Here is a 21,416-nt window from a genome sequence, read left to right as displayed (position 1 = left end):
ATTTTGGTCTCATAAGCTAAAACTTTAAGTTAATAATGTTATGAATATAGACCAAAACCTTCCTGCGCCTTAACTCTTGGATCTACACTTGATCATTTAGAAATGTCCTTAGATACTTTGTCCTGACTCTAGAAGATAATGAAAAGAGGGACGGGCATCTCTTTATAGCGATATGGATTACACCTACCTGGTACGAAATCTCCTCGCCCCTCAAGGCCTATTTCACTAGCAAAACTACGATAAATAAGCCTCACTTCTGTTACCAGAAGTTAATTCTATAATCGGATGCAAAGGTAAGAGGTACAAAAATATGATGAAATGAGCAAATCTTCAATAATAAGTTTTGCAGAGGTCTCATGCTATCAAAAAGCTATTACTTCTTTGTTCTCTCACAAGGCAATTATTTCCAGTATCGTGAAAATTCTATTTTTCTTCGTTTTATTTATTATTAGTTCATATCTTTGTAACCTAATATTGAGATATACAATCATTTAATGGGACAGAAGAAAGAGCATAGCAACCTAACCTCGCCATCATCTTCAAAGTGGCAGATATTCTTAATATCTCACCAAAAGAATTAATAAAATAGAAAGTTTATGAGTACTAAATTTTTCAATAACAATATTGGCAATTCTCTTTTTGACAAATTTAAAGGTATAGCTGATGGAATGCCGAACTTTCATTCTTTCCTTGCTGTTGTAGGCTATTTCCGTTCGTCCGGTTATTTTAAGCTGCGAAAAGAATTGGCTAACGTACAAGATATTAGGATTCTTGTGGGGATTAATATTGATAGAATTTTCAGAAGACATAATCAAGCATTGCTTATGCTTGACGGTGAAGATGAAGCAAGAGAAATTTACACAAAGGACTTTATACAAGACGTCAAGGATGCTCAATATTCACAAGATATAGAAGATGGCATTATTCAACTTTGTGATGACATTGTTTCGGGCAAGTTGCATATGCGCATTCATAAGTCGAAGAACCTTCATGCTAAGTTTTATCTGTGTCTGCCCCACACTTTTAGTCCCAATACAGACGGATGGGTGTTGATGGGGTCGTCTAACATTTCCGATTCAGGATTGGGTATAACCCAACCACCTCGATATGAGCTGAATGTTGCTATGAAAGACTATGACGATGTGGCATATTGTAAAAATGAGTTTGAAACCCTATGGAGCGAGGGAATACCAATTACAGCTGAAGATATTGAACGAATTCGCAAAAAGACTCATCTTGAAAGTTTTCCTACTCCATATGAAATTTTTATGAAAGTCTTGATAGATGCTTTTGGTAATCAGGTAGAAGACGATTTTACACTTGATTTGCCAAAAGGCTATATGCAGTTGAAATACCAAAAGGACGCAGTCATTCAGGGATTTCAGATGCTAAAGGAGTATAATGGTTTCTTTCTTGCTGATGTGGTTGGTACAGGAAAGACGATTGTAGCAGCCATGATAGCTAAGCGTTTTGTTGAAGAAAATGGCAAGAATACTAAGATTCTTGTAATATATCCTCCTGCTGTTAAAGAAAACTGGCTTGGCACTTTTAATGACTTTAGCCTCACAAAGTATACTCAGTTTGTTACAAACGGCAGTTTGAACAAGATCATAGCAGGGAGTGATAATTATGATGATCCAGAAATTTTTGATCTTGTAATTGTTGATGAAGCACATAATTTTCGCACAGACACCTCTGGTCGATATGATGATTTGCAACGTATATGTAAGGCTCCACGTATTAATGAAGGACTGATAGAAGGTGTACAAAAGAAAGTTATATTATTATCTGCTACACCACTGAATAACCGTCCAGAGGATTTTCGTAATCTGATATTGTTATTCCAAAACGCTCGCAAGCCTACTCTTAATGGCATTACTAACATTATAACATTGTTTCAACCATGGATTAAGCAGTATAATGACCTTATGCGCAAGCGTGGCAAGACCGACAACAGCGAGATAACTGCTGCTGCTGATAAAATTTATGAAGAAATGCGCACAAGAGTTCTTGATAAAATCCTTGTTCGTAGAACTCGCAAGAATCTTTGGAACAATGATGAATACAAAGCAGACCTCATACGGCAGGGAATTCACTTCCCCAATGTTGAGCAGCCAAATGAATGTATATATCAGCTGGATGAGGAACTGAGCAAACTTTTTTATAACACCATTACAATACTTACCGATACACCTGACGAAGATAACCTTAACGGTATTGGATTACATTTTGCGAGGTATCGCGCCATTGAGTATATTATTGGGGAAAAGGCTTCGAAGTATCGTAATGCCATACAGTTTGCACGTGTGTTCTCTGGTATGTTTCGTGTTCACATGGTAAAACGACTTGAAAGCAGTTTTTATGCTTTTAAAAAATCATTACATACATTCCTTCGTATCACTAATGACATGATTAAAATGTGGGATGAAAATAATATCCTCATTGCACCCGATATTGATGTGAAAGGAATGATGGCAAACAATGTAGAGATAGATGCTATTATTGAGAAAGCTTTGCATCGTGGATATAACAAAGATGATATACTTTTTACTCAGGCAGACTTCAATCCTGAATACATCGAGAAACTTCGTGAGGATTCTGAAAAGCTTAAAAGACTAACGGACCTTTGGGATAAGGTAGAAAAAGACCCAAAATATGATAAATTCAAAGGACTTCTTGAGTCTGAGTTGATGAGCCATACGAAAAATATAAATGGCAAAGAGGTAGAGCTCAACAAAGAAGGTAAGCTTGTTATTTTCTCAGAAAGTGTTGATACCATTAACTATTTAGGTGACAGACTGGAAAATGATTTGCACCGCACTGACGTACTTGTTGTCAGTGCTTCCAACAGAAAAGCAGTTTTGAATAGTATCCGGGACAATTTTGATGCTAACTTCTCTGGCGAGAAGCAAAATAAATATAATATCATTATTTCATCTGATGTGCTTGCCGAAGGGGTTAACCTACATAGGTCTAATGTCATTGTCAACTATGACTCGCCTTGGAACGCTACACGCTTGATGCAGCGCATAGGTCGTGTAAACCGTATAGGTTCTACATCTGACCATATCTATAATTATATGTTCTATCCCTCTAATGATGGCGACAAGCAGATTCAGCTATATACCAATGCCCTTATAAAGCTGCAAGGGTTTCATTCTGCACTTGGCGAAGATGCTCAAGTGTACTCGCGTGAGGAGATGCTGCGTGAATTCCAGCTCTTTGATGATAAAGTGCGTGACAACGTTGATAAGCAGCTGGAGCTTATACGTGAAATACGTGAGCTTTATACAAATAACAAAGACCTTTATAACAAGATAAAAAATTTACCTTGTAAGAGCCGTACAGTTCGCTCGGCTGTGCATAGACCTCATGGTGTAGCCCCTCTATCTACCATTGTATATATTGCTACAGGACAGCGGTCGCAGTTCTATCGGATAACGGGCAACGAAGCCCCTTTGCCAGTGGAATTCTTGCAAGCAGCTGAATGGCTACGTGCAAAGCAAGATGAGCCTGTTGGCAATATGGAAGCCGTTAAAGATGTTCATTATACGCATGTGCGTAAAGCTTTTGCTGCCTATAAGCAGGAAACTTCAGCTGTAGAGACCACAGATATTTCTATTGCTGAGAGGAAGAAAGACAAGAACGCTATTAGTGCATTGGCTTTTTTACGCGAAATGAAACGCCTGTTTAGCTATGATGATATACACAATAAGATACGAGTGATAGAGCAATATGTTAACGATGGCATATTTTCTAACCTCACATTAAGCATTAATAGATTGAGCCGCGAATTAAACAAACAGAAGAAAACCACTCAGTTATCCACTCTCAAACCACTGCTTTCAATGCGTTTAGAGAGCTTATACGACCATTACTACATCTGCAAAGAAAGAAAAGAGACAGAGAATCAATATCAACAATCAGAAATAATAACATCTGAAACATTCGAATAAGCGAGTACAAAGAAAATAAGTTTTCTTTGTCGAGTGTGAGAATGTTCAAAGACAAATTAAACATTCGAATAAGCGAGTACAAAGAAAATAGGTTTTCTTTGTCGAGTGTGAGGATGTTCAATAACAAATTAAATATTCGAATAAATTATGGCATACACAGCAGAACAGCTCAGCACTATATTTCAAAGCAAATTCAATCTGAAAGAATGGACACAGTTTTTAACTAACTTTATAGGCGCTAAGATTATCCGCCAAGTGCCGGAACAATTAGAACTTGACCCCTCTGAGGGAAAGGGTTATTACCTTGGTCAGAAAGCTACAACCGACAATTACGAAATAGGTCTGTTTTATATTAAAACAAATACTTCTGTTAAAAATCGCCGTGTTGGATTACGCCAGATAGTAAAGCCTTATCTCCGCTATTTGGTTGATGCAGCTTTAGTTGTTTTTGACGATGGTAACAATTGGCGACTTTCTTTTGTGTGCGACATTAAGGGTGAAAGCACTTCGCCCAAACGATATACATTCGTGTTTGGTGATAGTGGCAGCTATTATAATACGGCTGTCAGCCGTTTCTCTAACCTACAGAACAAGGGTGTAAATTTCGCCAACTTAAAAGAAGCTTTCTCAGTAGAAGCCCTATCAAAAGATTTCTATACCAAATTATATTCGTGGTATCAATGGGCGTTGTCTGATGAAGTGAATGTTACTTTTCCTAACAATCCTGACACAGAGAAGGACGACAGGGAGAATATGAATGTGAAGTTGATTCGGCTTATAACACGCTTACTTTTCGTTTGGTTTGTCAAGCAAAAGAATTTGGTGCCAAATAATATTTTTGACATAGCACAATTAAAGAAAATCCTTGTTGATTTCAATCCCTATGCTACAGACAATGGTAACTATTATAATGCCATTTTGCAAAACCTTTTTTTTGCCACACTCAATTGTGCTATTATTGATGAAGAAGGTAGTTCACGCCAGTTTGCCATAGCTAAGTCAGCACGTGATACTCGTAACCTGTATCGTTATGCTGAAATGTTTAGTATTTCAGAAGATGAAGTGGTAAAGCTGTTTGCTAAAGTACCATTTCTCAATGGAGGTTTGTTTGAGTGTTTGGATAAACCTAAAGGATTATATCTAAAGCAGGAGTACGATGTGCTATACGACGGCTTCAGCCGTAATGGAACGCGTTCATCTAATGGAAACTTTAAGTATCGTGCATTTATTCCCAATATTCTTTTCTTTAATGATGATGAGCTACACCCTGGTCTTATCAATTTACTTAGCCAGTATAACTTTACCATAGAAGAAAACTCTCCTACAGATGCTGTAGTTTCACTTGACCCAGAATTGCTTGGACGAGTTTTTGAGAATTTATTGGCAGATTTCAATGAAGAGACGCATGTTTCTGCACGAAAAGCTACAGGCTCATTCTATACTCCGCGTGAGATAGTAGATTATATGGTAGATGAGTCTATCAAAAGTTATCTTCTTGGGAAAGACAGTTTAGGCATTGATGCAAATAGCCTGAATGAATTGTTTGTGAAGAAGAATATACCAGCTAATTGGAACGTTAGCACATGCCATGATGTTGCTGAGGCTCTGAAAAACATCAAAATACTTGACCCTGCGTGTGGCTCTGGTGCCTTTCCTATGGGCTGTCTTCATAGAATTGTAGAGCTGGAAGAAATACTCAGCAAAGACAATATAGACAGATACAACCTTAAGCTATCTATTATAGAAAATTGTGTATATGGCGTAGATATTCAGCCTATAGCTATGCTTATTTGTAAATTACGTTTCTTTATCTCTCTTATCTGCGAACAGACTAATGTAGACTTTAATAGCCCTGAAACTAACTTCGGAATCAATACTTTGCCTAACCTTGAAACAAAGTTTGTTGCAGCTAACTCTCTTATAAGTGCTGACATTAGAAGTTATGAAAACGATTGGACTGCTGACGAAAAACTTTCTCAACTTAAGGAACAACTTCTTAACATACGAAACGAACACTTTTTGGCAAAAGGAAGAAAAGCGAAAAGGCAAAGCCAGCGCATGGACGAGGCTAAGCGAGAAGAGATAATGAATTACATAGTAAAACACTCTACAGAGCCTGATGCCTCTGTTATATCTGTTTTAGAGAAAGAAGTAGAGCGTTTACAAGTTAATCTCAAAGAATATGAAAAGGAAGTGTGGGTCAACAAAACTCGCCCTGCAGAGGTAAACCTATTTGGTGTGGTAGAATCGCCTGATGCTATATTCCGTGAGGATATTAATAAGAAAAAGCGTGATGAGCTCAACGCTCAGATACGCACCCTTGAAAATAACATAAGAAAAGAAAAGAGTAAAGGAGAAATCGTAGGCTTTGAGGCGGCTGTAAAACAAATAACAGAATGGAATCCATACGATCAAAATTCTGTTTCTACATTCTTTGATCCAGAATGGATGTTCTGCCTCAAAGAAAAATTTGATATCGTCATAGGTAATCCGCCATATATTCAGCTTCAGAATAATGGTGGCGAACTGGCTAAATTATATGATAATTGTAATTATTCTACCTTTGCTCGTACTGGTGATATTTATTGTTTGTTTTATGAGCGTGGCTGGCAGTTGCTTAAAAAGAATGGACATCTTTGTTATATCACTTCCAATAAGTGGATGCGTGCAGGCTATGGCGAGAAGACAAGAGAGTTTTTTGCCAATAATACTAACCCAATGTTGCTGATCGATTTTGCAGGAGTACAGGTGTTTGAAAGTGCTACCGTAGATACGGATATACTGCTTTTTGCAAAGTCGAGCAATAAGCATAAAACGCTTTGTGCCGTTACCAACAAACAAAACAAAGATAGCGTAAAGAATTTGAGCCATTTCGTACAGCAACAAAACACTATTTGTAGTTTTTCCTCCTCCGATAGTTGGGTTATCCTCTCACCAATAGAGCAAAGCATTAAGTGCAAAATAGAAGCAGTAGGCACACCACTAAAGGATTGGGACATAAACATTTATCGTGGTGTGCTGACAGGTTGCAACGAGGCGTTCATTATCTCTACCGAAAAGCGTGATGAGATATTGGCAAATTGCCAAACTGAAGACGAGCGTACAAGAACAGCTGAACTTATACGACCTATTCTTCGAGGCAGGGATATTAAGAGGTATGGGTATGAGTGGGCAGAACTATGGCTTATTGCCACTTTTCCCTCATGCCATTACAATATTGATGAGTACCCTGCCGTTAAACAATACTTACTTTCTTTCGGTATTGAAAGGCTGGAGCAAACAGGCAAAACGCATATTGTCAATGGTAAAAAAGTAAAAGCCCGGAAAAAGACCAATAACAAGTGGTCCGAAACTCAGGACAGTATAAGTTATTGGGAGGATTTTTATAAGCCAAAAGTTATGTATCCAAATATGACTAAATACATTCCATTTTATTATGATGAAAAAGGGTTTTATCAAAATGACAAATCATTTATGATAACAGGAAAACATGTAGAATACCTTACAGCTTTTCTCAACTCTTCCTTGTTTAAATTTTGTTTCCTTGATAATTTTCCAAAATTAGGAGAAAAAGGCAGAGAACTAAGAAAGATATTCTTTGATAAAATTCCAGTTCGTAAAATAACAGATGCTCAAGACCTATTATTTAAAGATGCTGTATCAGATATACAAAATGAATATACAAAACAAAAAGCACAGAAAATAGACTCCATGCTTTTTGATTTATACAACTTAACTCCAGAAGAACGAAAAGCTATTGGATTTGTTGAGATTCTATAAATGCAATTTCTTCATTGGTTAAATTATATCTTTCGTACAGATAATTATCAGATACAGAATTATCTAAACTTACTAATGGGATAGGAAGATTCCAAATGTTATCAGCATTTCCTGCATTTCCTCCTGCTGCTTCTCCTATTATCGTTGATAATAACCATTGAATGATTTTGGAATTAAGAACAGAGCAAATATAATTCAGTTTATCACCTGTGATGAAGTGCATACTATCTTGAATATATATGTAATCATCTACTTTTGCAAACTGTTTAACGGCTGCTATTCTATTCCAAACTATCTTTGGCTTAGAAAAATCCTCCCAATAAGCGCAGTTACGGAGATTATAAGGAGTATCGCCTTTGTCTGCACGAGTGGAGATTCTATCCCAATATTGGTCTAAATGAGCTTTTACTGCTGGATAATCTTCTATTTTTATTCGAGGTATGCGCCCACGAATGCCGTTATGGGTATTGATAAGATACAATCCGCTGTTATCATACCCATACCTCTTAATATCCCTGCCTCGAAGAATAGGTCGTATAAGTTCAGCTGTTCTTGTACGCTCGTCTTCAGTTTGGCAATTTGCCAATATCTCATCACGCTTTTCGGTAGAGATAATGAACGCCTCGTTGCAACCTGTCTTAATACCATAATTAATTTGAATATCCCAATCCTTTAGTGGTGTGCCTACTGCTTCTATTTTGCGCTTAATGCTTTGCTCTATTGGTGAGAGGATAACCCAACTATCGGAGGAGGAAAAACTACAAATAGTGTTTTGTTGCTGTACGAAATGGCTCTTTTATTTTCCTTTTATTTCTTTTAGTCTAATAAACCTTGCAAGAGTATTCCTATCCACTTTGCAAATATTTGCTATTTTTCTAAGAGAAGTACCATTCTTTAATAGCTCTGATATGAGTGTTTCTTTGCCTGAAAGTTTGTATTTCTCAGGAGAATTTTTGCGACCTTTCGGACGACCAAGCTTTATTCCCTCTGCTCTTTTTCTCGCTAACGCCTCTTTGGTGCGCTGGCTGATGAGGTTACGCTCTATCTCTGCAGAGAGTCCGAAGGCAAAGGCAAGGACTTTGCTCTGGATATCATCTCCAAGACGGTAGTTGTCCTTAATAGTCCATACTCGGCATTCCTTAACCATACATATATTGAGAATTTCCATTATCATAAACAAGTTACGCCCAAGCCGAGACAGCTCGCTACAAATGATTATGTCATCTTTTCTAACTTTCTTCAACAAGTTCCCCAGCTGCCGTTTGGTATAATTCTTTGTACCGCTAATAGTTTCTTCTATCCAATCATTAACTAAAAGATTTCGTTTCTCGCAGAATTTGCTAATCTCAAAGCGTTGGTTTTCCACTGTTTGCTTATCGCTGCTTACTCTAATATATCCGTAAATCATAATTGTATGTGTGATAATTATTACTTTTACAAATATAAACGGATATTTGTGTTATTCAAGACCGAACCTCTTTCGTACATGGTATGTCTTTTGAGTAACGGCGAGGTCGAAGATCAAGTGTATGATAAGTGATACTGTAGATATAGTGAGCTTGCTTTAAGCGATTAATAGCTATATATACAATAAGGAAAAATGATCTATTTTGATAAAAAAGAATAGAGCTGTTGATTAAAAATAATTTATTTTTGATGTATTTTTAATCTATTTTTCAGAGAAAAATAATTTATTTTTTCTTATAAATTATATCTTTTTCTGTCTTAATATCCTATTTTTTTAACATATATATTTGCTCGTTTATATGTTAATAAAGCAGCTTGCGTTCTAAGTATATTAATTCTTAATAGTAAAACTCTATCATTAAAAGATAATTTATACTAATTTATTTGTAAATTTGTAGGTATGGAAAAGAGAATAATAGAATCGCTTAAGAATTGTCCACTCTTTGTTGAGATGAATGAGATAGAGATCGAAATGACTCTTATCAATACTCCTTATAGTATTATTAATTTAGAGGCACATGATGTATATGCTTTGGCAGGAATGCCTTGTAAGTATGCAGATATTATTATATGTGGCACTTTGGTATGTCGTATGGCTTCGCTTTCAGGGAAACAGGTAGAGGTAAGTAAGCTGTCTGAAGGAAACATTATAGCTCCTGCACTTATCTTTGCTCAAAACAAAGAAATGCCAGTAAGTGTAGAAACTGTTAGCCGTGTAAAAATTTTTAGGTTGCGTCCAGAAGAATTAAAAAAACTCATTGATAACGATGAGCATTTAAGAATGAATTTTATTAGAATATTATCTAATATAAATATGTTTCTCACTCAGAAAATAAAATTTTTAAGTTTGTTTACCATAAAGGAGAAAGTAGCTTATCTCTTATTAGAGTGTGCAGGCGAGCAAGGTAGTAATAGCATACATCTTACACGTTCAAGAAAAGAAATAGCCGATTCTTTTGGTATTCAGAAGTTTTCTTTATTAAGAGTGTTATCTCATTTTGAGAAAGATGGTGCTATTACTATAAAAGGGAAAGATATTACTATATTAGATAAGAAAAAGATGCTAAAATAATAATATTGATTATTGTATATCTGTTATAAGCATTATGTTATCTATAACGCATCTTTAATATAGTATATCTTTAGGGTTGCTAACAAAAGTGGTAGCTCCATGTTTTAAGAGAAAATCTTTATCTCTAAATCCCCACAGTACACTTATACAGGGAAGATTACAGTTTTTAGCAGTCATTATATCTACATCACTATCGCCAATATATACTGCCCCTTTGCGAGAAACTCCCAATTCTTTTAACGCTTCAAGAACAGTGTCAGGGGCAGGTTTCTTTTTTATTGTTTCACGTTCTCCAATTGCAACATCTATAGTATCAGAAAAGAAATGGCAAGCAAGGTTTTTTGTAGCTGTATAAAACTTATTGCTGACTATGGCAAGGTGCTTGCCACGCTGTTTAAGCTCTGTAAGTAGAGCAGGAATGCCATCGTAAGGGCGCGTAGTGTCAAGATTATGTTTTAAGTAATGTTGCCTAAAGTCAGCGTATGTTTGTTCAAATTTAGGGTTGTTTTCTCCATGCGGAATGGCACGCTGCATAAGTTTTTTTACACCATTTCCCACAAACATTCTAATATCTTCTAAAGAATGTTCAGCCATACCATTTTTATGTAAAGCATAGTTAGTACTTTTTGCAAGATCTTCAAGTGTACTAAGTAAAGTACCATCGAGGTCAAAAATATAAGTATCGTATTCTTTCATTTTTATGTCAATATTGTTTTTATAAGCTTATAGATTGCGAAATGTTGTTAAGTTATAATTGTTTTGCAGTACAAAATTAAGAAATAAATGATGAAATACTTATCTTTGCACATCTTTATTAAGAAATAAGAGAAGTAAAATGGGTAAAAACAAAAAGAAAAAAGGTTCATCACATTCAAAAATAGTATTACTATTTATTTTTTTGATTGTGATATTAGGAGTATATTCGGCATTTTTTTCAGGTATGTCGAATAATGGTAAGGTAAGTTATATTACAGTAGATAAAGATGATACTCCAGATTCTATTTTATATAAATTAAAGCCTAAAGTAACACATTATAGCTTAATAGCTTATAAGCAGTTGGCAAGGTTGGTGGGTTATGGCAATAATATTCGCACAGGTAGATATAAGATAGGTAATAGTGGAGCACTTATGACCTTTCGTCATATTCGCAATGGTATGCAAGCTCCAGTGAGTTTAACTATTAGAAGTGTGCGAACACTTGGCGATTTAGCTGATGATGTGTGCAAGCAGATGATGTTTACCCGTACAGAATTTATGAATAAGATAACAGATGCAGAGACTTGCAAAAAATATGGTTATACGCCAACTACTATTATTGCGATGTTTGTACCTAACACATACGATTTTTATTGGAACACTTCTTTAGACAAATTTCTTAATAAAATAAGCAATGGTAGTAAAAAGTTTTGGAATTTTAGTCGATTACAGAAAGCTAAACAGATGGGACTTACTCCAACAGAAGTAATTACCTTAGCAAGCATAGTAGATGAAGAGACTGATAATGTTGGCGAGATGCCTATGGTAGCAGGTATGTATATGAATCGTTATAAAAAAGGTATGCGTTTGCAGGCAGATCCTACAGTGAAATACGCTACAGGCAACTTTACAGCACATCGTATTTATGAAAAATGGACACTTACAGATAGCCCTTATAACACATATAGATATAAAGGCTTACCTATAGGACCTATCCGTATACCTTCTGTTGCAGCTATTGATGCAGTGCTTAATTACGTGCATCATGATTATATGTATATGTGTGCTAAAGAAGACTTTAGTGGTACACATAATTTTTCCAAAACTTATGAAGAACATCAAGTTAATGCTTCTAACTATGCAAAGGCTTTAGATAAGAAAGGTATTAATTAAGAAAGAAAAAGACTATATGGGAACTATTTTTTAAAAGAGTTCCTTATTCAAAACCAGTCGGTGAGAGAATAGTGCTTAGGAGCTTGCTATTATGTGTATATAAAAAAGCTAAGCTCCTATATTAGTTCTACTTTGTCTATATGTTGCTCTTTATCGCAATAATGACATTTCAATATACCTTTTTCTTTATTAACTACATTAAAAATAGTTTCCATAGGCTCGTTGTTTGTAATACACTTAGGGTTATTACATTTTACAATGCCCCGAAGCTCGTCAGGAGTTACTACTTTTTTCTTTTCTACCACTTCATAGTCTTTAATGATGTTCAGTACAACGTTAGGTGCTACTACTGATAGACGTGAAATTTCGTCATCTGTGAAAAACTTATCGCTTACCTTAATAATACCTTTTGAACCTACCATCTTCGATGAAAAGTTAAAGCCTATAGTAACAGGTGTGACGAGCTTCTGGAGCTGTAATAAGTTTACAACATGAAAAGTTTTTTCTGTTGGAATATGGTCAATAACAGTTCCGTTCTGGATAGCTGCTACGAGCCTTTCTTTTTTTGACATATTCTTTTCTGACATATTTCTTTCTTTTTACTTGATAATGGTTTTATCTTTACGTATATCTTCTAATGTAATTCCTAAGCAATGACAGTATATAGCCTCTCTGGCAAAGAGCCCATTTTTAGCTTGCTGTATATAGTAAGCGTGAGGATCGTTATCAACATCGTATGCTATTTCGTTAACACGTGGCAATGGGTGTAGTATCCTCATGTTATCACGTGCTTTTGAGAGCATATCTTTGCGTAGTATATAAATATTTTTAACCTGTTCATATTCCATTAGGTCAGAGAAGCGTTCCTTTTGTACACGCGTCATGTATAATATATCGGCATTAGCAATAATATCAGGAGTAAACTCTTCGTGTTCTATATATCTTATATTATGTTTTTTACAATAGGCCTTATACTCCAAAGGCATAGCTAACGCCTTAGGTGCAATAAAATGAAAAGTAGGGTTAAAGTGTCGCATTGCCATGATAAGCGAATGTACAGTCCTACCGTATTTTAAGTCGCCAACAAGAAAGATGTTAAGATTTTCGAGCCTACCTTGTGTTTGATAAATGGTATACAGGTCTAATAAGCATTGTGAAGGATGCTGATGTGCTCCATCGCCAGCATTAATAATAGGTACAGGAGCTATTTCTGACGCATATTGTGCGGCTCCCTCGATATAGTGTCGCATAACGATAGCATCTGCATAATTTGAAACCATTAAAATAGTATCTTTGAGAGTTTCACCTTTACTAACGCTTGACACTTTAGCATCTGTAAAACCTATAACTTTAGCTCCGAGCCTATTGGCTGCTGTTTCAAAACTTAAACGTGTGCGTGTAGATGGCTCATAAAATAATGTTGCTACAACTCTACCTTTTAAAAGCTCACGGTTAGGATACTTCTCAAACTCTTGCGCCATTTCGATTAAGTGTAGTAGCTCATCTCGATTTAGCGTCTTAATGTTTACAAAATTATGATTTTCCATTAGTCAGATAACTATTTTTGTTATATTCTGATGGTAAAGTTACAGAAAATCATTATACTATCAAACCTAAAAAGAAGAAAAAACACTATTTATCAAAAAAACATTTATTTATTTTGCTCTTTCCTTATTTAGAGGTATCTTTGCATATATTTTCATTAATTCTATAGATAGGATTTTTAATGAGTTGATAAATGAGAAGGCATTTCGTACATATTCTTTGGGGGTTATTTATAGCCATAGTAAGCGTAATATTTATATTCTTTATTTCTGTTTGGAATGGTTGGATAGGTTATATGCCTAAAATGGACGAGCTTTCAGACCCTATAGATAAGTTTGCTTCCCAAGTTTATTCTTCTGATCAGAAGCTTATTGGAACATGGAATCAAGATAATGCTAACCGCGTAGCAGTGGGTTATAACAGCCTTTCTCCACACCTTGTTCATGCTTTGGTTTCTACAGAAGACGAGCGCTTTTATGAACATTCTGGTGTTGATTTCATTGCTTTAGGCCGTGCAATATTAAAGCGTGGTGTTATGCGTCAGCAGAATGCCGGAGGAGGCTCAACGATAACTCAGCAGTTAGCTAAGCAAATATTTTCAGAAAAGGCACATAGTAGTTTTGAGCGATTGCTTCAAAAACCTATAGAATGGATAATAGCGATAAAGTTAGAGCGTTATTTTACAAAAGAAGAGATAATAGCGATGTACTTTAATTATTTCGACTTTTTACATAATGCTGTAGGTATAAAGCGAGCAGCTAATGTTTATTTTAATAAAGAGCCTAAAAATCTTAATATATTAGAGGCAGCACTTTTAGTGGGCTTGTGTAAGAATCCATCTCTTTATAATCCTTTACGCCACCCAGATCGTTGCTTGGATAGGCGTAATACGGTTATGATGCAAATGGCAAAGTCGGGTTATCTTACGCATGATGAGTATTTAGAGCTATGTAGTAAGCCTCTTGGTATTCATTATTCTGCTGACAAGCCTGTTAATGGATCGGCTAATTATTTCCAATCATTCTTACGTAGGTATATGATGGCAGTAAAGCCTGAACGTGCAAATTATAAGTCGTGGCGTATGCGTGATTTTGTTCTTGATTCTATAGCATGGGAACAAGATCCTTTATATGGCTGGTGTAATAAAAACTTTAAACGTAACGGAGAGCCTTATGATGTTAATTCTGATGGGCTTCGTATTTATACTACCATTGATACACGAATGCAGCAATATGCAGAAGAAGCAGTACGAAAGCAAGTAGGTGGCAAACTTCAGACTTTGTTTAATCAAGCAAGCAGATATAAAAAGAATGCTCCTTTCTCTTCAAATCTTTCTCGACGTCAGATAAAAGCAATATTAAATGCAGCTTGTTTGCGTAGTAATCGTTATATTACTTTAAAAGAGCAGGGAGCTACAGCAGATGAGATAAAACGTAGTTTTCGTACTCCTCATGAAATGACTATTTTCACTTATCATGGCGATGTTGATACTGTAATGACTCCAATAGATTCTATTCGTTATTATAAATCATTTCTCCGTTCAGCTTTTATGAGTATGGATCCTAAAACAGGTGCAGTAAAAGCCTATGTAGGTGGTATTGATTATCAGCATTTTAAATATGATATGGTTATGGGCGGACGACGTCAGGTAGGCTCTACTATTAAGCCTTTCCTATATGCTTTAGCCATGCAGAACGGCATGACACCATGCTCTACAGCACCTAATATACAACGTACTTATGGTGGCTGGACTCCCCGTAATGGCTCACGCGCTCGTTATGGTCAAGAAGTATCTTTAAAGTGGGGATTACAACAGTCGAATAACTGGATTTCTGCTTATTTGATAAATCTTTTAGGAGCATCTCAATTTGTGAATATTTTGCATGATTTTGGTCTTAATAATCCTGATATAGATAAGAATGCTTCGCCAGTTCTTTGTCTTGGACCTTGTGAAGTTTCAGTGGGTGAAATGACAAGTGCTTATACTACTTTTGCAAATAATGGTATTCGTTGTGCTCCATTATATGTAACAAAGATAGAAGATAGTCATGGCAATGTGTTAGCAAAGTTTCAACCACTTATGACAGAGGTTATATCTTCTGCCTCTTCTAATCAGATGTTAGAAATGCTTATATCTGTAGTTAATGGAGGAACAGCTCGCCGCTTACGTAGCTATCTTAATTATACAGGTGATATAGGAGGTAAGACTGGTACTACTAATAACAATTCTGATGGCTGGTTTCTGGGTATAACTCCAGAGCTTGTTAATGGTTGTTGGGTAGGTGGAGAAGATCGTGATATCCGCTTTGAATCTACTGCACTTGGACAAGGAGCCTCTACAGCTCTTCCTGTTTGGGCATATTATATGCAACTTATTTATGCCGATAAGCGTTTGGGATATCATTCTTCTGCAAAATTTAAATTTCCTCCAAATTTTAATTCATGTGCAGTTACTGATACTGTTAGTATTAATGGTATTCAGGAAGAATATTTTTGATGAATATAAAGAGGTTATTTCTTATAATACATTTAAGGGTATAAAATTTATTTTTTATCAAATTTATAAATGCTTATATAACTTACATATTAATATTACAAACCATTGAACGCAAAAGAACTATTAGATAATGCTCTTGGGCATTTGAGAAAAAAAAATATTAGTAGAGCAATAAGTTTACTAGATCTATTATATAAAGAGCAACCATCATTATTGGGTTGTGATGAGTTTGAGAACATAAAGGTGAGCTTTGGCTTATTGCTTGAATATATGCAGAAGAATGTTGAAGATCCTCATCGTGATGATCTTTATATAACATTGTTGCAGCGATTATATGCAGTTACAGCTAATTTAAAGGTTAGCTGGCATTGTAAGCACACCCCTATATATATTGATTCTTTTCGTAAAAGCAATCATTTAAATACAAGTTATGACTTTTTACGTACTGTTTTAGAGGAGTTTGTTTCTGATGTAGCATTGTTATCATTAAAGGAAGATGTAGTTAGGAAACAAAAACAAGAAGAGCTTTATGAAAGGCATCTTGTTTTTATAGACAGATTATTTAGTACTATTATTATTTCTTTGCAATGGAATGATGACGAACGTGATTTTTATGAGAAACTTCTCTTAGCACCAACTATAGATGTAATTGATCAACAGATTATCATAGCAGCTGTTATGATGAGTGGTATGAATCAGTTTGATGTAAACAAGTTTAAATTGCTTGTAAACATTTATAGCAAAGCTACAGAAGAAGGTGTACGTCAGCGAGCATTAGTAGGCTGGGTTCTTATGCTCAGTGAAGAAGGTTTTATATATAATGAGTATAAAAAAATCATAGAAGATCTTTGTTGTAATAAAAATATAGCAAAGACTCTTTATGAGCTTCAGATACAATTTCTTCTTAGTAAAGATGCTAAAAAAGATAATGCTGCTATAGAACGAGATATTATGCCAGATATAATTAAAGCTCAAAATCTACAGAGCGACAGAATAGGCATTAATCTCGAAAATAAAATTAGCGAGGACGATATCTTTAATGCACATGCAGAGGAAGAAATGATGGAAAAGATGGAGGATAAGATTAATAAGATGGGAGAGATGTTCAGAAATGGCTCAGATGTTTATTTTGGAGGATTTCGCCAGATGAAATCTTTTCCCATTTTTCGTTCTATAGTAACATGGTTTTCTCCATTTTATGCAGAACATCCAGGACTTAGGCAGGTGTGTGAGAAGGTAGGAGCTGATAAGATAATAGACACATTAGTTAAGAACGGAGCTTTCTGTGAGTCGGATAAATATTCATTTACTTGTGCTTTGGGAGCTGTTATTGATAGGATTCCACCTCAGATGAAAGAGGCTCTTTATAGTAATGCTACTTTGATGCCATTAGGCGGATTAGATGTAGAACATTTATGCGCACCAGCTTACATTCGTAGAATGTTTATACAAGACCTTTATAGATTTTTTGAGTTATTTCCAAATTTAACAGGTATAGTTAATCCTTTTAATCAGATAAAAGTTACATTAGAATCGCCAAATATTCTGTTCTTTATAAATAAAGTTTTTGAGAAGACAGGGTTAGATGCTTATAAGCTAAAAGTTGCTTTCCAGCTTTATAAACGTAAAATGAAGTATGAGACAAGTAGCTTACTACGCACCTTTAAAGAAGAAAAGTCAGATTATTATGCTCTTTCAGCTAAGGCAGCTCTACCTATGGTGAATTTTAATGATTTCACCAAGGCAATAGCATTAGATCCATCTAACGAGTGGGCTTTAGAAGGATATGCTAAAGGTCTGTTATCTGTTTCTATGTATGATAAAGCAGAAAAACTTTATCTTCAACTAATGAAAGAACATCCTGATAATTTATCATATACACTTAACTATACACTATGTCTTTTGAATTTAGACAAATTGGAAAAGGCAAAGAGTATGATATTTAAGGTATATTATAAATATGATACAAATAAAAATGTAAAGCGACTATTTGCGTGGATAATGCTTAAAGATGATAATATAGAAAAAGCATATAATGTATATACAGAATTATTAGAAATGCCCTCTGTAAAGGCTGAAGATTATCTTAATGCTGGTTATTCAAGGTGGTTTAAAGGCGATATAGATGAAGCTTCTAAATTATTTAAACGTTGGGCTACACATGTTAATCAATCGGAAACATCATTAGATCGTGAATTTGCGCGTGATAAAGATTTACTCGACAAATATGGTATATCAGACGTTTCTAAAATATTGATGCAAGCACTGGTAGAAAAATAAAATAAAAATAAATTTGCTCACTTTTATTTTATATTGTACCTTTGTATCGGATTTGAGTATTGGTAGCTGTTTCGGATTAAGATAAAGAACGTCTGAGTGATAACGCAGCACACTCTTATAAATTTTTATCGCCGATATGGCTCAGTTGGTAGAGCAACGCATTCGTAATGCGTAGGTCCCGGGTTCGAGTCCCGGTATCGGCTCATATTGCGGAATTAGCACATCGGTAGTGCACGGGCTTCCCAAGCCTGGGAGGCGGGTTCGATTCCCGTATTCCGCTCAAGATTGAAAACGATTTCCTATATTTAGGAAGTCGTTTTTTTAATTTTATTTTCTTACTTTTGTAGTCTATAAAAAAAAAATATAATAATTAATATAAGACAAACCAAAACATCATGGAACAGTTATTAATAAATAGTTATGATGAGTTTGCATCATATTTAGGTAAGAAGTTAGGTGAGAGTGAGTGGCTTGCAGTAGATCAAGATCGTATAAATCTTTTTGCTGATGCTACTCTTGATCATCAATGGATACATGTAGATACAAAGCGTGCTAATGAGGAGTCGCCTTATCATAGTACTATAGCGCATGGCTATCTTACATTGTCATTACTACCATATATGTGGAATCAGATTATTAAGGTTAATAATCTGAAGATGATGGTAAATTACGGTATGGATAAAATGCGTTTTGGCAATCCTGTTATAACAGGATCACGTATAAGACTTGTTGCAACTCTTGATACAATAGAAAATCTTCGTGGTATTTGTCGTGCAGGTATTAAATTTCAGATAGAAATAGAAGGACAGCGCAAGCCTGCATTAGAAGGAATAGCAACATTTTTATATTATTTTGCCTAAAATATTATCTTTATTATTTATAGATATTTTAGTAAAATATATTTTTTAGGCTTGTGCAAATTTATGATTAAAACAAATGTGTTAAAATAAAATAAGCCCCTTATATCTTTTATAATTTACGATATAAGGGGTTTGCTGTGATTTTATATTATACTTAATTATATATCTTCGTTTTCTTCTGTTTTTTTTCGTGGACCTCTACGCTTCTTAACCTTATCTTCAGGAAGATCTACCTTAACTCCAGCAAGTTCGGGATCTATTAAGATTCTGCCACAATATTCACAGACAATAATCTTCTTGTGCATCTTAATGTCTAATTGTCTCTGAGGTGGAATCTTATTAAAGCAGCCTCCACACGCATCACGTTGCACATAAACGATACCTAAACCATTGCGAGCTCCTTTACGAATGCGTTTAAAGCTGCGAAGTAGTCCAGGTTCGATCTTTGTTTCAAGCTCACTTGCTTTTGACTTTAGTTCAGTTTCTTCTTCACGAGTCTCCTGCATTATGTCATCGAGCTCGTTACGTTTATCATTTAAAGCATGTTGCTTGTTATCAAGCTGTTCATGTGTTGTTATAAGATCTGCTTGTTTCTCTTCTACTTTAATTTGCGCCTCTTTTATTTTTTTGTTACAAAGCTCAATTTCCAATGTTTGGAACTCTATCTGCTTTGTTAAAGAATCGTATTCACGATTATTAGCAACAGTTTCTAACTGTTGGTTGTAACGTTTAAGACTAGCTTCTGCTTCAATGATCTCTCCTTTTTTCTGTGTAATAGAGTGTTGGAAATCTTTTATGTCTTGTTCTATTTTTTCTATACGAGTATGAAGTCCTTCAAGGTCGTCTTCTAAATCACGTACTTCAAGTGGTAGCTCTCCTCGCAATGCACGCTTTTCATCAATGGTAGACAAGGTTTGTTGCAATGCAAAAAGATTTTTTAGTTTATCTTCCACTGGTAACTCCTTAAGATCTTTTTTTGCCATAATTGTTATTTATATATTAATTTTGTTATTTTGTTTTTGTTACAAGTAGATAATAGGATTAGTATTTATATTAGATAGATAGCATTTTACCTTAGAGCAATCTCTCTCTATGATAGCTTTAAATATTTCAACAGTAAATTGCTCACTTTGATAATGTCCAATGGCACAAAGTTGTATAGTTTGTTCATAACCAAAAAAATCATGGTAATTTATTTCTCCAGTAACAAACGCATCAACTCCTGCTTCTACGGCATCTTTTATGAGGAAAGCTCCTGAACCACCACATAGAGCAATAGTTTTTATGTTGCGCCTTAACAGTTGATTTGCTTGAAGACACTCTACATTAAAACATTTTTTAAGCAAAATAATAAAATCGTCAGCAGCTAAAGGAACAGGAAAATCTCCTATAATACCATCTGAGGCATAAGTTATTTCACCTTTAATATTATTAGCTACTTGCTTTGTTTTTCCAAATGTTCGAAGATTAGTTAAATGGAGTTTTTCGGCTATTTTATTATTTACTCCTCCCCATACAGTATCCATATTAGTGTGCATGGCTACTACTGTAATACCATTTTGTATAGCTTTTATAATTGTGCGTTGCACATAAGTTTCAGTAGTGATATGAGCTAATTTGTGAAATATAAGAGGGTGGTGGGCTACAATAAGATTGCATCCCTTATATACAGCTTCATCTACAATAGGCTCTGTTACGTCAAGACATAATAAAACCCCTGAGACATCCACGTCTGTTAATCCTATTTGTAAGCCAGCATTATCGTAGCTTTCTTGCAATGGCAGAGGTGCGAATTGTTCAAGGGCGTTAATAACTTCCTTTATTTTCATGCTATGCATAAAATTATTTAGGATACAAAGGTATATATTTTATAGCATATTGCCAACAATTATGCTAAAAGGTTACTATACTATAGTAGCTATTTAATATTATTTAAAACAGATATTTTCTTTTTGTATGGGGATTTTATATTTATATGATTGTTATATTTTTATTTCGGTTATATTTTGTGCTTATATATTTTTTTTATACTTTTGGTTTCTTAAAATATTTTATTGGCAAATTAGTTTTGTCATGAAGGTATTGTTAT

14 protein-coding genes and 2 tRNA genes are annotated in these 21,416 nt (G+C 35.0%); 9 read left to right on the top strand and 7 right to left on the bottom strand.

The window, feature by feature from the left end:
- Positions 1 to 596: 596 nt before the first annotated feature.
- Together F596_RS0101305 and F596_RS0101300 are read left to right on the top strand one after the other, a co-directional pair.
- Entirely contained in the window at positions 597 to 3,956 is a 3,360-nt protein-coding gene (locus F596_RS0101305; protein ID WP_019035563.1) for a helicase-related protein, read from the top strand.
- A 147-nt stretch (positions 3,957 to 4,103) separates the two neighbouring features.
- Entirely contained in the window at positions 4,104 to 7,736 is a 3,633-nt protein-coding gene (locus tag F596_RS0101300) for an Eco57I restriction-modification methylase domain-containing protein (protein ID WP_019035562.1), read from the top strand.
- On the opposite strand, the gene F596_RS10735 is transcribed toward F596_RS0101300, so the two are convergent.
- Complete coding sequence (locus F596_RS10735) at positions 7,711 to 8,322, bottom strand: TaqI-like C-terminal specificity domain-containing protein (RefSeq protein WP_019035561.1); 612 nt, start codon at positions 8,320 to 8,322, stop codon at positions 7,711 to 7,713. The two genes, F596_RS0101300 and F596_RS10735, sit on opposite strands and share 26 nt — an antisense overlap.
- A 210-nt stretch (positions 8,323 to 8,532) precedes the next feature.
- Positions 8,533 to 9,144: a master DNA invertase Mpi family serine-type recombinase gene (locus F596_RS0101290; protein ID WP_019035560.1), complete on the bottom strand. Its 612-nt coding sequence runs from the start codon at positions 9,142 to 9,144 to the stop codon at positions 8,533 to 8,535.
- 459 nt (positions 9,145 to 9,603) lie between these two features.
- Here F596_RS0101290 and F596_RS0101285 point away from each other — a divergent pair, with 459 nt between their 5' ends.
- Entirely contained in the window at positions 9,604 to 10,275 is a 672-nt protein-coding gene (locus F596_RS0101285) for a Crp/Fnr family transcriptional regulator (protein WP_019035559.1), read from the top strand.
- A gap of 54 nt (positions 10,276 to 10,329) precedes the next feature.
- On the opposite strand, the gene F596_RS0101280 is transcribed toward F596_RS0101285, so the two are convergent.
- Positions 10,330 to 10,971, bottom strand: a complete 642-nt coding sequence (locus tag F596_RS0101280) for an HAD family hydrolase (protein WP_008446955.1) — start codon at positions 10,969 to 10,971, stop codon at positions 10,330 to 10,332.
- A 139-nt stretch (positions 10,972 to 11,110) separates the two neighbouring features.
- On the opposite strand from F596_RS0101280, the gene mltG reads away from it, so the two are divergent.
- The gene (mltG, locus tag F596_RS0101275) at positions 11,111 to 12,145 is read left to right on the top strand and encodes an endolytic transglycosylase MltG (RefSeq protein WP_019035558.1); all 1,035 of its coding nucleotides are present in this window, start codon (positions 11,111 to 11,113) and stop codon (positions 12,143 to 12,145) included.
- Between the two features lie 116 nt (positions 12,146 to 12,261).
- Here the strand turns inward: mltG and pyrI are convergent, their stop codons facing one another.
- Together pyrI and pyrB are read right to left on the bottom strand one after the other, a co-directional pair.
- Complete coding sequence (gene pyrI / locus F596_RS0101270; protein ID WP_024992617.1) at positions 12,262 to 12,717, bottom strand: aspartate carbamoyltransferase regulatory subunit; 456 nt, start codon at positions 12,715 to 12,717, stop codon at positions 12,262 to 12,264.
- 27 nt (positions 12,718 to 12,744) lie between these two features.
- Positions 12,745 to 13,692: an aspartate carbamoyltransferase gene (gene pyrB, locus F596_RS0101265; RefSeq protein WP_008446953.1), complete on the bottom strand. Its 948-nt coding sequence runs from the start codon at positions 13,690 to 13,692 to the stop codon at positions 12,745 to 12,747.
- Positions 13,693 to 13,883: 191 nt separating this feature from the next.
- Here pyrB and F596_RS0101260 point away from each other — a divergent pair, with 191 nt between their 5' ends.
- The 5 genes from F596_RS0101260 to F596_RS0101240 all read left to right on the top strand — a co-directional run bounded on the left by F596_RS0101260 (position 13,884) and on the right by F596_RS0101240 (position 19,327).
- Entirely contained in the window at positions 13,884 to 16,187 is a 2,304-nt protein-coding gene (locus tag F596_RS0101260) for a transglycosylase domain-containing protein (protein ID WP_019035557.1), read from the top strand.
- A gap of 105 nt (positions 16,188 to 16,292) precedes the next feature.
- On the top strand, positions 16,293 to 18,467 hold the full coding sequence (locus F596_RS0101255; protein ID WP_019035555.1) for a tetratricopeptide repeat protein: 2,175 nt from the start codon (positions 16,293 to 16,295) through the stop codon (positions 18,465 to 18,467).
- Positions 18,468 to 18,597: 130 nt separating this feature from the next.
- Positions 18,598 to 18,670 (top strand) — tRNA-Thr (locus tag F596_RS0101250).
- A 6-nt stretch (positions 18,671 to 18,676) separates the two neighbouring features.
- Positions 18,677 to 18,747 (top strand) — tRNA-Gly (locus F596_RS0101245).
- Positions 18,748 to 18,862: 115 nt separating this feature from the next.
- Positions 18,863 to 19,327, top strand: a complete 465-nt coding sequence (locus F596_RS0101240; RefSeq protein WP_008446957.1) for a MaoC family dehydratase — start codon at positions 18,863 to 18,865, stop codon at positions 19,325 to 19,327.
- Positions 19,328 to 19,485: 158 nt separating this feature from the next.
- Here the strand turns inward: F596_RS0101240 and F596_RS0101235 are convergent, their stop codons facing one another.
- Both F596_RS0101235 and F596_RS0101230 read right to left on the bottom strand, forming a co-directional pair.
- Positions 19,486 to 20,310 carry a zinc ribbon domain-containing protein gene (locus tag F596_RS0101235; protein ID WP_008446935.1) on the bottom strand — a complete coding sequence of 275 codons (825 nt, stop codon included), beginning with the start codon at positions 20,308 to 20,310 and terminating at the stop codon, positions 19,486 to 19,488.
- A gap of 39 nt (positions 20,311 to 20,349) precedes the next feature.
- Complete coding sequence (locus tag F596_RS0101230; RefSeq protein ID WP_024992618.1) at positions 20,350 to 21,165, bottom strand: Nif3-like dinuclear metal center hexameric protein; 816 nt, start codon at positions 21,163 to 21,165, stop codon at positions 20,350 to 20,352.
- Positions 21,166 to 21,416 lie beyond the last annotated feature (251 nt).

Origin of the sequence: Prevotella amnii DSM 23384 = JCM 14753 (assembly GCF_000378745.1) — a bacterium.
Lineage (GTDB): Bacteria > Bacteroidota > Bacteroidia > Bacteroidales > Bacteroidaceae > Prevotella > Prevotella amnii.
Note: the sequence above shows the minus strand (reverse complement) of the source record. Positions and strands in the feature narration are given on the sequence as shown.

Coding starts and splice junctions, on each gene's coding strand:
- mltG (WP_019035558.1), top strand. CDS start 11,111: ATGGGTAAAAACAAAAAGAAAAAAGGTTCATCACATTCAAAAATAGTA.
- F596_RS0101240 (WP_008446957.1), top strand. CDS start 18,863: ATGGAACAGTTATTAATAAATAGTTATGATGAGTTTGCATCATATTTA.
- F596_RS0101290 (WP_019035560.1), bottom strand. CDS start 9,144: ATGATTTACGGATATATTAGAGTAAGCAGCGATAAGCAAACAGTGGAA.
- F596_RS0101230 (WP_024992618.1), bottom strand. CDS start 21,165: ATGCATAGCATGAAAATAAAGGAAGTTATTAACGCCCTTGAACAATTC.
- F596_RS0101305 (WP_019035563.1), top strand. CDS start 597: ATGAGTACTAAATTTTTCAATAACAATATTGGCAATTCTCTTTTTGAC.
- F596_RS0101300 (WP_019035562.1), top strand. CDS start 4,104: ATGGCATACACAGCAGAACAGCTCAGCACTATATTTCAAAGCAAATTC.
- F596_RS0101260 (WP_019035557.1), top strand. CDS start 13,884: ATGAGAAGGCATTTCGTACATATTCTTTGGGGGTTATTTATAGCCATA.
- F596_RS0101280 (WP_008446955.1), bottom strand. CDS start 10,971: ATGAAAGAATACGATACTTATATTTTTGACCTCGATGGTACTTTACTT.
- pyrI (WP_024992617.1), bottom strand. CDS start 12,717: ATGTCAAAAAAAGAAAGGCTCGTAGCAGCTATCCAGAACGGAACTGTT.
- F596_RS0101285 (WP_019035559.1), top strand. CDS start 9,604: ATGGAAAAGAGAATAATAGAATCGCTTAAGAATTGTCCACTCTTTGTT.
- F596_RS0101235 (WP_008446935.1), bottom strand. CDS start 20,310: ATGGCAAAAAAAGATCTTAAGGAGTTACCAGTGGAAGATAAACTAAAA.
- pyrB (WP_008446953.1), bottom strand. CDS start 13,692: ATGGAAAATCATAATTTTGTAAACATTAAGACGCTAAATCGAGATGAG.